This is a genomic window from Streptomyces sp. BRA346, assembly GCF_052851135.1.
Map to the genome: position 1 here is coordinate 14,270 of NZ_JAIWIH010000030.1, position 13,245 is coordinate 27,514.

At 71.0% G+C, this 13,245-nt stretch carries 13 protein-coding genes and 1 riboswitch; of the genes, 6 read left to right on the forward strand and 7 right to left on the reverse strand.

All coding sequences use genetic code 11. The features are described 5' to 3' along the window. The first annotated feature begins 23 nt into the window (after positions 1-23). Complete coding sequence (locus LCH29_RS30640) at positions 24-356, forward strand: hypothetical protein (RefSeq protein WP_446464951.1); 333 nt, start codon at positions 24-26, stop codon at positions 354-356. Between the two features lie 232 nt (positions 357-588). On the opposite strand, the gene LCH29_RS30645 is transcribed toward LCH29_RS30640, so the two are convergent. Further along, positions 589-1,965, reverse strand: a complete 1,377-nt coding sequence (locus LCH29_RS30645) for a DUF222 domain-containing protein (protein ID WP_446464952.1) — start codon at positions 1,963-1,965, stop codon at positions 589-591. 184 nt (positions 1,966-2,149) lie between these two features. On the opposite strand from LCH29_RS30645, the gene LCH29_RS30650 reads away from it, so the two are divergent. Further along, positions 2,150-3,388 carry a Cmx/CmrA family chloramphenicol efflux MFS transporter gene (locus tag LCH29_RS30650; protein WP_446464953.1) on the forward strand — a complete coding sequence of 413 codons (1,239 nt, stop codon included), beginning with the start codon at positions 2,150-2,152 and terminating at the stop codon, positions 3,386-3,388. A gap of 20 nt (positions 3,389-3,408) precedes the next feature. On the opposite strand, the gene LCH29_RS30655 is transcribed toward LCH29_RS30650, so the two are convergent. Then, positions 3,409-3,708, reverse strand: coding sequence for a DUF4031 domain-containing protein (locus LCH29_RS30655; RefSeq protein ID WP_446464954.1), 300 nt, complete (start codon positions 3,706-3,708; stop codon positions 3,409-3,411). Beyond that, positions 3,708-4,064, reverse strand: a complete 357-nt coding sequence (locus tag LCH29_RS30660; protein WP_446464955.1) for a hypothetical protein — start codon at positions 4,062-4,064, stop codon at positions 3,708-3,710. The genes LCH29_RS30655 and LCH29_RS30660 overlap by 1 nt, the downstream gene beginning before the upstream one ends. 115 nt (positions 4,065-4,179) lie before the next feature. Between LCH29_RS30660 and LCH29_RS30665 the strand changes: the two genes are divergently transcribed. Both LCH29_RS30665 and murQ read left to right on the forward strand, forming a co-directional pair. Further along, positions 4,180-5,112, forward strand: a complete 933-nt coding sequence (locus tag LCH29_RS30665; protein ID WP_446464956.1) for a MurR/RpiR family transcriptional regulator — start codon at positions 4,180-4,182, stop codon at positions 5,110-5,112. Positions 5,113-5,187: 75 nt separating this feature from the next. Beyond that, the gene (gene murQ, locus LCH29_RS30670; RefSeq protein ID WP_446464957.1) at positions 5,188-6,153 is read left to right on the forward strand and encodes an N-acetylmuramic acid 6-phosphate etherase; all 966 of its coding nucleotides are present in this window, start codon (positions 5,188-5,190) and stop codon (positions 6,151-6,153) included. Positions 6,154-6,257: 104 nt separating this feature from the next. Here the strand turns inward: murQ and groL are convergent, their stop codons facing one another. The 4 genes from groL to thrC form a co-directional block, all read right to left on the reverse strand. Next, the gene (groL, locus tag LCH29_RS30675; protein ID WP_446464958.1) at positions 6,258-7,883 is read right to left on the reverse strand and encodes a chaperonin GroEL; all 1,626 of its coding nucleotides are present in this window, start codon (positions 7,881-7,883) and stop codon (positions 6,258-6,260) included. 307 nt (positions 7,884-8,190) lie between these two features. Further along, positions 8,191-8,397, reverse strand: a complete 207-nt coding sequence (locus LCH29_RS30680) for a cold-shock protein (RefSeq protein WP_030576453.1) — start codon at positions 8,395-8,397, stop codon at positions 8,191-8,193. A 430-nt stretch (positions 8,398-8,827) separates the two neighbouring features. Next, complete coding sequence (locus LCH29_RS30685; RefSeq protein ID WP_123101625.1) at positions 8,828-9,106, reverse strand: MoaD/ThiS family protein; 279 nt, start codon at positions 9,104-9,106, stop codon at positions 8,828-8,830. Next, on the reverse strand, positions 9,103-10,389 hold the full coding sequence (gene thrC, locus LCH29_RS30690; protein ID WP_446464959.1) for a threonine synthase: 1,287 nt from the start codon (positions 10,387-10,389) through the stop codon (positions 9,103-9,105). The genes LCH29_RS30685 and thrC overlap by 4 nt, the downstream gene beginning before the upstream one ends. A gap of 17 nt (positions 10,390-10,406) precedes the next feature. Next, positions 10,407-10,548: riboswitch (SAM riboswitch) on the reverse strand. Between the two features lie 175 nt (positions 10,549-10,723). Between thrC and LCH29_RS30695 the strand changes: the two genes are divergently transcribed. Together LCH29_RS30695 and LCH29_RS30700 are read left to right on the forward strand one after the other, a co-directional pair. Then, positions 10,724-11,671, forward strand: coding sequence for a glucosyl-3-phosphoglycerate synthase (locus LCH29_RS30695; protein ID WP_123101621.1), 948 nt, complete (start codon positions 10,724-10,726; stop codon positions 11,669-11,671). A gap of 69 nt (positions 11,672-11,740) precedes the next feature. Then, positions 11,741-13,204 (forward strand): alpha,alpha-trehalose-phosphate synthase (UDP-forming), encoded by a 1,464-nt coding sequence (locus tag LCH29_RS30700; protein WP_446464960.1) that lies wholly within the window; start codon positions 11,741-11,743, stop codon positions 13,202-13,204. Positions 13,205-13,245: the final 41 nt, after the last annotated feature.

Below are 13,245 nucleotides of genomic sequence, written 5' to 3' on the forward strand. Positions count from 1 at the left end.
AACAGCCGAGTGGAGCTGATGTCATGAACGTCCTACGCCTCCTGCCGTGGTCCAGCCCGGAGGGCAAGCCCTGCTTCTTGTCGACCGACGACGACAACAGCCGGTTGAGCCGGAAGGCAGACGAGATCGAGGCACTGCAACTCGATATGGGTGCCCAGCTACTGGGGCATGCCGGGGCCTTGCTTGGCAACGAGAAGGTGGGCCTCGTAGAGCTTCGCTTCCTGGCCTGCCGGCTGACGGAGGCCTTGAGGGACGCCTTGCGGGTCGCCGAGAGCCGGGGGCAACGGCTCCTCGTGTATGTCGAAGACGCCGCCGATGAGTTGGACGCGAATCATCCCGAACGGCGGCCCGGGTAGCGCATCTGCTTGCGGCAGTCTGGGGCGGCTGTGGGTGGCGACTGGCCGTCGAGCGCGTAGCAGAGGACCGGCGTGCAGATGCTCCGCCACTGGGGGGCCGCCGCAGTTCGGAGGTGCCGAGTAGCCGGCCGCCGCCGCTGATCTGGAGCGGGAGGGTAAGACTGCCGTCGTCCAATCGGCGCACCTTCCACTCCGCAGCGCGTGGCTGCTGCCATTCCGTCATGCTGATCACTCACCGGTAGTCGTGAGGGCGATTGGCGTAGGTGTGACCGGTCGGGGCGGTCCAGGTGGTGGTGCCTGACTCGGAGTCGCGTTTCAGGGTCCAGCCGGGGTGGTGGGTCTTCATGAGGTGGTGGCGTCTGCAGAGGGTGGTGAGGTTGTCGGTCGTGGTCTGGCCCCCTGCCTCCGGGTCGGTGTGGTTGAAGGGTTCGACGTGGTCGAGGTCGCAGCGGTGGGCGGGCATGCGGCAGGCGGGAAAGGTGCAGTGAGCGTCGCGCGCGATGACGTGGCGCTCGACTTCGGCGGTGGGCTTGTAGGTGGTGGGGTCGGTCTTGATCAGCATTCCGGTGGTGGGATGGGTGATCAGTCGGCGCCAGACGGTGCCTTCGGCGAAGGCGACCCCACGAGCCTGGTCGGCGGTGATGGGACCGTAGCCCTTGAGGTGGGCGGGGTCGTCGGTGTCGCCGATCAGGACGTCCAAGGGGACGGTTACCTGGACCACCGCCGCCGAGCGGCCGCCCGAGGAGGGGGCGGGGCTGCTCGCGGTGCGGTTGACGACCAGGTCGTAGAGGGCATCGACCCGCTTCTGCTCCAGGGTGCGGCCCTCGTCGGGGAGGGTGGCGGCGTGAGTGTCGACGGCGGCGGTCATGGCCGCGGCCTGTTCGGCCGGGAGGACCGCGCCCCACATGGCCATACCGTCGTCCTGCGGGTACTGGACCATCTGCCGCTGTCGCTTGCGGGCCTGGTGGCGCGCTTCGGCGCCGTCCGGGTCGGCTCGGACGATCTCGCGGGCCAGGGCTCGGCGGGTCTGGCCGGTGGTCATGGTCGGCAGCTTGTGCAGTAGGGCTGCCTCGACCTGCCCCGCGACCTCGGGATCGAGGACGGCGCAGGCTTCGGTGACCGCTGCGGCCTGCAAGTAGGAGATCTCGCCCTGGGCCAGGAGAGCACGTGTGGGCGGGTAGCGACTGGCCAGCTCGCGGGCGACTTCCAGACGCCGTGCGGCAGTCGTGCCGGACAGCTTCAGGGCACAGGCCACTTCCTCGCAGGTGAAGTTCCATGCGGCCTCGGTATTACGGTCCCACCCCGCCGGTGGGCCCTCGGCCCAGGCCTCGGCTTCCAGGGCGGCGAGGATGTCTGCCTGCTGGGCCTGAATCCAGGCAGTGTGGCGCTCCAGGGCCTTCAGCGCGTCGATGCGGCCGGTACGTGACAACTTGTCCGCGTGCAGAGCCGGAAGGACAGATGCGGTGTGCGGACCCGGTGCGGTGGCGGCCAGGTGGGCGGCCCACTCGTCCGGGGTGATCGGGTCGTTCGGTTCGTTGATCGTGTTCTCGGTCCCGTGCGCGATCGTGTTCTCCGTCATGATCGTGTTCTCGGTCATGACAGCGTTCATGGCCATCACTCCCCCCGCGATGCCTCAACTCCCGCCCCCTCAGCGGGTTCACACCTCAATTCTTCATCACTCTCCGTGACGACACCAGATCGCAGCCGCCACGCCATCACTTCGAGTGAACGTTCGGGAGATAGGGAACGCCCCGGCGAGGAATGGCCAACAGGACGAGGGCGTTGACGTCGGCATGCCCATCGCCGTTTATGTACTTGGCCTGTCCGTCTTCGCCCTCGGGACCTCGGAGTTCATGCTCTCCGGGCTGCTCCAACCCGTCGCCCGGGACATGGGGGTGTCGATCCCCACGGCCGGGTTGCTGATATCGGCGTTCGCGATCGGGATGGTGGTCGGGGCACCGCTGCTGGCGGCGGCCACGTTGCGGTTGCCCCGGCGGACGACGTTGATCGCGTTGCTCGCCGTGTTCGGGCTCGGGCAGGTGGCGGGAGCGGTGGCGCCGTCGTATGGGGTGTTGTTCGCGTCGCGAGTGGTGAGCGCGCTCGCATGTGCCGGGTTCTGGGCCGTGGGGGCGGCGGTGGCCGTGTCGTTGGTGCCGGTGAACGCGCGGGCGCGGGCCATGGCGGTGATGGTCGGCGGGCTCAGCGTCGCGAACGTCGTGGGGGTTCCGGCCGGGGCGTTCCTGGGGCAGAACGCGGGATGGCGCGCCGCCTTCTGGGCCGTGGCCGGGCTGTCGGTGCTCGGGCTGATCGGGGTGATCGCGCTCGTACCGCGTACGGAGGTGCCGACCGGGGGCGACCGGCCGCAGCTGCGGCGAGAGCTGAGCATCTACCGGGACCGTCAGGTCTGGCTCGCGCTGGTCACCACCGCGCTGAGCGGGGGCGCGGTCTTCTGCCTGTTCTCGTACCTCGGGCCGCTGCTCACCGACGTGGCGGGGCTGGACGAGGGCTGGGTGCCGACGGTGCTGGCGCTGTTCGGGGTCGGCGCGCTGATCGGTACGGCGGTCGGCGGGCGGATCGCGGACGCGCACCTGTTCGGGACGATGTACGGCGGCATCACCGCCTCGACGGTGGTCCTGAGCGTCCTCGCGCTGACCGCGCACAGCCCGATCGCGGCCGTCGGCCTGGCGCTGCTGCTCGGCTTCACAGCCTTCTTCACCGCGCCCGCGCTCAACGCCCGCATGTTCAACGTCGCGAACGCCGCCCCGACGCTCGCGGGCGCGACCACCACGTCCGCGTTCAACATCGGCAACACGGTGGGCCCCTGGCTCGGCGGCCTGGTCATCGACGCGGGCTGGGGCTACCCGGCGGTGGCCTGGACGGGTGCCGCCCTGGCCGGTACGGGCATCGTGACCACGGCGCTCGCGGCGCGGCTGCATCGTGCGGAGGGGGCGTCGCGGGTGATCGCCTCCGGACAGACGTCGGCGGCCGTGCGCGAGGTGGAGACAGCGTCGGAAGCGGGGCGGGTCCGGTAGTAAGCCCTCAGCCGCGGCCCTCAGCCGCTCGCACGCCCCCGCGCCGCAGAGGCCCGCGCCGCAGGCACCTTACGACGGCGCAGGCCCGCCGCCGTGAGCCGCCGCAGCAGCTCCTTGCTGCCGACCTCCTCCGCCCCCGCGCGCACCGCCCGTGCGTAGAGGTCGCTCGGGACGTCGTAGTGGTCGCGGTCGAAGCCGCGGCGCGGGGCGCCGATGCGGGTGGCGAAGGCGTGGAGTTCGTCGTACGAGACGTCGCTCACCAGGTGTGACCACATGCGGCCGTGGCCCGGCCACAAGGGCGGGTCGATCAGTACGGCCATCAGAGGGTGGTCCCGAGCCGGCCCACGGGGGCCACCGCGACCGCCGTCTTGCCGCAGACCCAGTGCGGGTCGGGGCCCAGTTCGGGTTCCACGTCGAGGGCGTGGAGGTCGCCGCCCGTGGTGCAGACGGGGCACAGGGGCCACCGGCCGTAGCGCTCCAGCAGGGAGTCCTGGACGTCCTGGGCGACCAGACCGGCGACGTAGGCCACGCCTTCCGGCCATTGCTCGACCCACCAGCGGCGGTGCGCGATGGCGTCCTCGACGAGCGAGACGATGTCAGCGTGGGCGACGTCTCCCGCCGCGAGGTCGGCCAGGACGAGCGCCCGTGCCGCGTGCAGTGCATGTTCGAGCTTCATGGGTCCCATTGTCACCTTTGCTTCGTCGGGCCGCCTTCCAGCACCGGGGAAGCCCAGGGGAACCGCCTCCGCGCGCGGTCTTGACGGGCCTCGTGGCCGGAAATAGTTTTCAGATGTGAGTAGCAAGTTGAAGGAAACTTTCACTCCCCTCACCGATCCCGCCGTGCCCGCCCCCTCCGCCCTCGCGGCGAAGGTTCGCACCCTGGGCCCCTCCATGACCCGCTCGATGCAGCGCGTCGCCGAGGCCGTCGCGGGCGACCCGGCGGGCTGCGCGGCGCTCACCGTCACCGGGCTCGCCGAGCGCACCGGTACCAGCGAGGCCACCGTCGTCCGCACCTCCCGGCTGCTCGGCTACCCCGGATACCGCGATCTGCGCCTCGCGCTCGCCGCGCTCGCCGCGCAGCAGGCGGCGGGCCGGGCACCGGCCGTCACGGCGGACATCGCGGTCGACGACCCGATCGGCGACGTGATCACCAAGCTCGCCCAGGAGGAGCAGCAGTGTCTGGCCGACACCGCCGCGGGGCTCGACCCCGGCCAGGTCGAGGCGGCGGTCGCCGCGGTCGCCGCCGCCCGCCGGATCGATGTGTACGGCATCGGCGCGTCCAATCTGGTCGCCCAGGACCTGGTCCAGAAGCTGCTGCGGATCGGACTGATCGCCCACGCGCACGCCGATCCGCACCAGGCCATCACCAACGCCGTCCAGCTGCACTCCCGCGACGTCGCGCTTGCGATCACCCATTCTGGGCGGACGACGGACGTCATCGAGCCACTGCGCGTCGCCTTCGAGCGCGGGGCGACCACCATCGCGATCACCGGCCGCCCGGACGGCGAGATCGCGCAGTACGCGGACCTCGTCCTCACCACCTCCACGGCGCGCGAGAGCGAACTGCGCCCGGCGGCCATGTCCAGCCGCACCAGCCAGCTGCTGGTGGTGGACTGCCTGTTCATAGGCGTGGCGCAGCGCACGTACGAGAGCGCGGCGCCCGCCCTGTCCGCCTCGTACGAGGCCCTCGCGCACCGGCACGATCCCCACCCCCGCCACCGCTGAGGCCGGGGCCCGCGCCAAGGTCCCGACACCGCCATCCCCCACCATCACGCTTACGTAGGGAAGAGCCGCTTCGCCATGACTTCCGCCGCCGATGAGCAACAGCAGCAACAGCAGCAACAGCAGGAGCAACGGCTCCGCGCCCAGCTGGAGACCTTCACCACCGAGGCGTTCCGCCCCGAACTCGCCGAGATCGACCGGCTCGACACCGTCGAGATCGCCCGCATCATGAACGCCGAGGACGCCGGCGTCCCCGCCGCCGTCGCCGCCCAGCTCCCCCGGATCGCCGCCGCCATCGACGGCATCGCCGCGCGCATGGCGGACGGCGGGCGGCTGATCTACGCGGGCGCGGGCACCGCCGGGCGGCTCGGGGTGCTCGACGCGAGCGAGTGCCCGCCCACCTTCAACGCCCGGCCGGACCGGGTGGTCGGCCTGATCGCGGGCGGGGAGACGGCCGTGGTGTCGTCCGTGGAGGGCGCGGAGGACAGCGCGGAGCTGGCCGCCGAGGACCTCGACCGGATCGGGGTCGGCCCGCGGGACACGGTCGTGGGCGTCTCGGCCTCCGGCCGCACCCCGTACGCCGTGGGCGCCGTCGAGCACGCCCGCCGCCGGGGGGCGCTCACCGTCGGGCTGTCGTGCAACGCGGGCTCGGCGCTCGCGGCGGCCGCCGACCACGGCATCGAGGTCGTCGTCGGACCGGAGCTGCTCACCGGCTCCACCCGGCTCAAGGCGGGTACGGCGCAGAAGCTCGTGCTCAACATGTTCTCGACCATCACCATGATCCGGCTGGGCAAGACCTTCGGGAATCTGATGGTGGATGTGCGCGCCTCGAACGAGAAGTTGCGGGCGCGCACGCGCCGGATCGTTTCTCTGGCGACCGGCGCCACGGACGAGGAGATCGAGAGCGCGCTGACGGCCACCGACTGGGAGGCCAAGAACGCCATCCTCACGATCCTCGGCGGCGTGGACGCGCCCACCGCCGAGAAGCTGCTCGGCGAGGCGAACGGCCATCTGCGGGCCGCCCTCGAAGCGGCCGGGGCATAGCCCCGAAAACACGGCGGCGGAGCGGCACCCCTGGGAGAGAGGGTGCCGCCCCGCCGTCGTCAGTGGACGGTGTGACCGACCGGCGCGCGGGGCGCCGAAGCCGATCAGAAGTCCATGTCACCGCCCGGCATGCCGCCCGGGGCGCCCGCCGGAGCGGCCTTCTCGGGCTTGTCGGCGATGACGGCCTCGGTGGTGAGGAACAGCGCGGCGATCGACGCGGCGTTCTGGAGCGCGGAGCGCGTGACCTTGGCCGGGTCGATGATGCCCTCGGCGATGAGGTCGATGTACTCACCGGTCGCGGCGTTGAGGCCGTGGCCCGGGGTCAGGTTGCGCACCTTCTCCACCACGACGCCGCCCTCGAGGCCGGCGTTGACGGCGATCTGCTTCAGCGGGGCCTCCAGGGCCAGGCGCACGGCCTGGGCACCAGTGGCCTCGTCGCCCTCGAGCTCCAGCTTCTCGAACACCGAGACGGTCTGGAGCAGGGCCACGCCACCACCGGCGACGATGCCCTCCTCGACGGCGGCCTTGGCGTTGCGCACCGCGTCCTCGATGCGGTGCTTGCGCTCCTTCAGCTCGACCTCGGTCGCGGCACCGGCCTTGATGACGGCCACGCCGCCGGCCAGCTTCGCCAGGCGCTCCTGGAGCTTCTCGCGGTCGTAGTCCGAGTCCGAGTTCTCGATCTCGGCGCGGATCTGGTTGACGCGGCCCTGCACCTGGTCGGTGTCGCCGGCGCCGTCCACGATCGTGGTCTCGTCCTTGGTGACCGTGACCTTGCGGGCGCGGCCGAGCAGGTCCAGCCCTGCGTTCTCCAGCTTGAGGCCGACCTCCTCGGAGATGACGGTGCCACCGGTGAGGATGGCGATGTCGCCGAGCATGGCCTTGCGGCGGTCACCGAAGCCCGGGGCCTTGACGGCGACGGACTTGAAGGTGCCACGGATCTTGTTGACGACCAGGGTCGCCAGCGCCTCGCCCTCGATGTCCTCGGCGATGATCAGCAGCGGCTTGCCGGACTGCATGACCTTCTCGAGCAGCGGGAGGAGGTCCTTCACGCTGGTGATCTTCGAGTTGACGATCAGGATGTAGGGGTCGTCGAGCGACGCCTCCATACGCTCCATGTCCGTCGCGAAGTACGGGGAGATGTAGCCCTTGTCGAAGCGCATGCCCTCGGTGAGCTCGAGCTCGAGCCCGAAGGTCTGCGACTCCTCGACGGTGATGACGCCTTCCTTGCCGACCTTGTCCATGGCCTCGGCGATCAGCTCGCCGATCTGGGTGTCGGCGGCGGAGATGGAGGCGGTGGAGGCGATCTGCTCCTTGGTCTCCACGTCCTTGGCCTGCTCGAGCAGCTGGGCGGAGACGGCCTCGACGGCCTTCTCGATGCCGCGCTTGAGGGCCATCGGGTTGGCGCCCGCGGCAACGTTCCGCAGGCCCTCCTTGACCAGCGCCTGGGCGAGGACGGTCGCGGTCGTCGTGCCGTCACCGGCGACGTCGTCCGTCTTCTTCGCGACCTCCTTGACCAGCTCGGCGCCGATCTTCTCGTACGCGTCCTCGAGTTCGATCTCCTTGGCGATGGACACACCATCGTTGGTGATCGTGGGGGCGCCCCACTTCTTCTCGAGGACGACGTTACGGCCCTTGGGGCCGAGGGTGACCTTGACGGCGTCGGCGAGCTGGTTCATCCCGCGCTCGAGGCCGCGCCGCGCCTCCTCGTCGAACGCGATGATCTTGGCCATGTGAAGTGGTCCTCCCAAGACGGGGTGGATTGCTCCGGACCGCGCCTGGCGCCCGCGACGGACGGCCTGCCTGCCGTGCGGTTCCTTGCCCCGCGCGGCATCGGCGAGCCTCACCGACCCGATCCTTCTGTCACTCTCACCTTCAGAGTGCTAACGCAATAATTAGCACTCGCCCCATGAGAGTGCAAGCGCCCGACGGGCGTCAAGAGAGGCGGGCGAGAGCCCCCGCGGACATGCCAGAGGGCCCGCCCCCTCGCGGGATGCGGGCCCTCCGGCTACTTCAGTCAGCTGCGTCGCGTTCGGCGCGTCAGCCTGCGGCCACGCGGACCATGTCCGCCTGCGGGCCCTTCTGGCCCTGCGAGATCTCGAACTCGACCCGCTGGCCTTCCTCGAGGGTGCGGTAACCGTCCATCTGGATCGCACTGTAGTGGACGAACACGTCCGCACCACCGTCGACCGCGATGAAGCCGTACCCCTTCTCCGCGTTGAACCACTTGACGGTGCCCTGAGCCATTCCTAACTCCCCTATTGCTGGCCCTTGCGCAGGACCGCACTCCGCGGACCCGGGTCAGACCTCACCCCCCGAGTCGAGGGGGGTGTGCGCCGGAACGCGTCGACCGCCGCTGAATGTATCCGTCCCAACGCCCTCTGCAACAGGTCAATTGGACGAGAATTCTGGGCACGGCCGATCGGTAAAAAGTGGAGAAGTCCCGTGAAGTCCGGGCAAACCCGACCGGACATAGGGCGCCAACCCGACAAATCGCGCACACACTTTGCGCACAAGTTGACGAGTTCTCATATGCGGTTCCGGCACCGGGCTTGATCAGATAGCCCGCGCCCGATGGAGAAGCGGGGCAACTGTATCGCGATTCCACACACGGAATCGCCCCGTCCGGATCTTCCCGGGCGAGGCGATTTCCAGAGGTGAGCGGGGTGATGGGGCGTCAGCAGCCACCCGCGACCGCGGGGATGATCGACACCCCGGCGCCGTCCGGCGTGGCCGTGGCCAGGCCCTCGGCGAACCGCACGTCGTCGTCGTTGACGTAGACGTTCACGAAGCGGCGCAGCTTGCCGGTGTCGTCCAGGACGCGCGCGGAGATGCCCGCGTGGTTCTTCTCCAGGTCCGCCAGAACCTCGGCGAGGGTCGCGCCCTCGGCGCTGACCTCGGCCTGGCCGCCGGTGTAGGTACGCAGGATGGTCGGGATTCGGACGTTGACGCTCATGCGAGGCCAGCCTCTCGGAACGAGTCAAGGGTGGGGCGGATGATGGCGGAGGGACCCGTGGTGGGGGCCACCGCGTCGAGGGTCTTCAGGCCGTCGCCGGTGTTGAGGACGACGGTCGTCAGGGACGGGTCGAGCAGCCCGTCCTCGATCAGCTTCTTGGTCACGCCGACGGTCACGCCGCCCGCGGTCTCCGCGAAGATCCCCTCGGTGCGGGCGAGCAGCTTGATCGCGTCGACCACCTGCTCGTCGGTGACGTCCTCCACCGCCCCGCCGGTGCGGCGCGCGATGTCGAGGACGTACGGGCCGTCCGCCGGGTTGCCGATGGCCAGCGACTTGGCGATGGTGTTCGGCTTCTGCGGGCGTACCACGTCGTGGCCCGCCTTGAAGGCGGTGGACACCGGGGAGCAGCCCTCGGCCTGGGCGCCGAAGATCTTGTACGGCTTGTCCTCGACCAGACCGAGCGCGATCAGCTCCTTGAGCCCCTTGTCGATCTTGGTGAGCTGGGAGCCGGACGCGATCGGGACGACGATCTGGTCCGGCAGCCGCCAGCCGAGCTGCTCGCAGATCTCGTACGCCAGGGTCTTGGAGCCCTCGCCGTAGTACGGCCGCAGGTTGACGTTGACGAAGCCCCAGCCCTCGCCCGCCGGGTCGCCGATCAGCTCGCTGCAGAAGCGGTTGACGTCGTCGTAGTTGCCCTCGATGCCGACCAGGTCACCGCCGTAGACGGCGGCCATGACGACCTTGCCCGCCTCCAGGTCGTGCGGGATGAAGACGCAGGAGCGGAAGCCCGCGCGGGCCGCCGCGGCGCCCACCGCACCGGCCAGGTTGCCGGTGGAGGAGCAGGACAGGGTGGTGAAGCCGAAGGTGCGGGCCGCCTGGACGGCGATGGCGACGACCCGGTCCTTGAAGGAGTGGGTCGGGTTGCCGGAGTCGTCCTTGACGTGCAGCTCGCCGGTGACGCCCAGCTCACGGGCGAGCCGGTCGGCCTTGACGAGCTGGGTGAAGCCCGGGCTCAGGCTGGGGAGCGCGGCCACGTCGGCGGGGACGGGCAGCAGCGGCGCATAGCGCCAGATGTTGTCGGGACCGGCCTCGATCTGCTTCCGCAGTCCCTCGGGATCGCCGCTCGGCAGCTCGTACGCCACCTCGAGCGGCCCGAAACACGACCCGCACGCGAAGATCGGGCCGAGGTCGAAGCGCTCACCGCACTCGCGGCAGGACAGGGCGACGGCGGGGCCGAAAGCGGCAGCGGAAGTGGTTGAGCTTTCGACGGATTGCACAGCCATGGAGGCGAGGCCCTTTCTCCTCATCTTCCTCGGGACGCATTTCGCCACGAGACGGAATTGGCACCTTCCCGAGCTGGGAGCCTCGCTACAGGACGCGAGACCAGCTGGAGGGTTGCCGGGGCTTCAACGGGCCGTTCCCTCTGCCCCTCTGGATGAGCGGTATGGCCGCCGGGCCGCACCCGGGGCGTTTGTCCGCACCGAGCCCCCGACATACGAAGGTCATGTGCGCTGTTCAAGACTGTAACCGACGGCCCGGATGGTTGAGCTAGCCGTCCGAACCGCGAGATGGATCACAACGATCACGCCGCGCGATCACAGCAGGGAGACGAAACAGGTGCTGGATGAGGTGGAGCGCTGGCTGGAGCACCGCTCCTGGTCGGCCGACGACCGTCCGCTGGACCGCCTGCTGGCCGCGAAGCGCGACACGGCGACGAGCGTCAGCGTGGTGCTGCCCGCGCTGAACGAGGAGGCGACCGTCGGCGAGATCGCCGCCGCGATCCGCCGCGATCTGATGACCGAGGCCGTGCCGCTCGTCGACGAGCTGGTGGTGCTGGACTCCGGCTCCACGGACCGCACCGCCGAGGTCGCGGCGGCGGCCGGGGCGAGGGTGGTGCACCGCGACGCGCTGCTGCCCCGGCTGCCCGCGCTGCCCGGCAAGGGCGAGGTGCTGTGGCGGTCGCTGCTGGCCACCAGCGGCGACATCGTCTGCTTCATCGACGCCGACCTGCGCGAATTCGACGCGCGCTTCGTCTCCGGCATCGTCGGGCCGCTGCTCACCGACCCCGGGGTGCAGCTGGTCAAGGGCATGTACGACCGGCCGCTGCGGGACACCGCGGGCCAGGGCGGACGGGTCACCGAGCTGGTCGCGCGGCCGCTGCTGAACCTGCACTGGCCGCAGCTCGCCGGTTTCGTCCAGCCGCTGGGCGGCGAGTACGCGGCCCGGCGCTCGCTGCTGGAGCGGCTGCCGTTCCCCGTCGGGTACGGGGTCGAGCTGGGCCTGCTGGTCGACGCGCTGCACACGGTCGGGCTCGACGCCCTCGCCCAGGTCGACATCGGCGTGCGCAAACACCGCCACCAGGACGGCAAGGCGCTCGGCCGGATGGCCGCCGCGATCTACCGCACCGCGCAGCTGCGGCTGGCCCGCGGCCATCTGGTGCGGCCGCGGCTGACCCAGTTCGAGCGCGGCGAGAACGGCTTCGAGCCGCGGACGACGGCGGTGGACACGGAGGAGCGGCCGCCGATGATCGAGATCCCGGAGTACGCGGAGCGGCGCGCGGCCTGAGGGCGCCTCTTCCGGGGCAAGAAACCGTACGTACGTTTGCGCGCGGTGCCCGATGGCTAGGCTCGCGACATGGCCGTTGAACGCAGCGCACCGATCCTCGTCGCGTCCAACCGCGGCCCGGTCTCGTACGCGCTGGGCGAGGACGGTTCGCTCTCCCCCAAGCGCGGGGGCGGCGGGCTGGTCTCCGGGCTGAGCGCGATCGGGCCCGACGCGGGCGCGGTCTGGGTGTGCGCCGCGCTCGGCGACGGCGACCGCGAGGCGGCGCGCCGCGCCGGGGCGGGGCACCTGGACGCGGACCACACCGGCGGGCAGCAGGTGCGGATGCTGGACATCGCGCCGGACGTCTTCGCCGCCGCGTACAACGGCGTCGCGAACTCGGTGCTGTGGTTCGTCCACCACCTGCTCTACCAGACCCCGGTCGAGCCGGTCTTCGACGCGGAGTTCCGCGCCCAGTGGGAGGCGTACGAGGCGTACAACGCGGCCTTCGCCGACGCGCTCGCCCAGGAGGCGGCCGACGGCGCGGTCGTGCTGGTGCAGGACTACCACCTGGCGCTGGTCCCCGGGCTGCTCCGGGCCCGCCGCCCAGACCTGCGGATCGGCCACTTCTCGCACACGCCGTGGGCGCCCCCGGACTACTACCGGCTGCTGCCGGACGACGTCGCCGCGGGCGTGCTGCGCGGCATCCTCGGCGGCGACCGCGCCGCCTTCCTCACCGGGCGCTGGGCCGCCGCGTTCGCCGACTGCTGTGCGGCGGTGCTGGGCGCGGAGGTCGTCCGGGGGCCGGACGGCTCCCCGGCCGCCGTCCGCTTCGAGGGCCGCGAGACCCGGCTCGGGGTGCACGGCCTCGGCGCCGATGCCGACTTCCTGCGGGAGCGGTCGCGTGCGGCCGACGTCGACGAGCGGCTGGCGGCGCTGCGCGAGCAGATCGGACCGGGCCGGAAGACGATCGTCCGGGTGGATCGCACCGAGCTGTCCAAGAACATCGTGCGCGGGCTGCTGGCCTACCGCCGCCTGCTGGAGACCCACCCCGAGTGGCGCGAGCGCGTGGTCCACGTGGCCTTCGCCTATCCGTCACGCCAGGACCTGACCGTCTACCGCGACTACACCGAGCGGGTGCGGCTGCTCGCCGAGGAGATCAACACGGAGTACGGAACGGAGGGCTGGCAGCCGGTCGCGCTCCACGTGAAGGACGACTTCGCACGCTCCCTGGCCGCCTACCGGCTGGCCGACGTGGCCCTCGTCAACCCCATCCGGGACGGGATGAACCTGGTCGCCAAGGAGGTCCCGGTCGTCTCCGAGCGCGGCTGCGCGCTGGTGCTGTCGCGGGAGGCGGGAGCGTACGAGGAGCTGGGCGCGGACGCGGTGACGGTGAACCCGTACGACGTCGAGGGCACGGCCCGCGCCCTCGACGAGGCCCTCCGCACCCCGGACGCCGAGCGGGCGGACCGCACGAAGCGCCTGTCCGCGGCGGCCACGGCCCTCCCACCCCGCGACTGGTTCCTGACCCAGCTACGGGCCCTGCAAGAGGGTTGAAGTACCCACCCCGCCCCTCCCCGAACCGGGGCTCCGCCCCG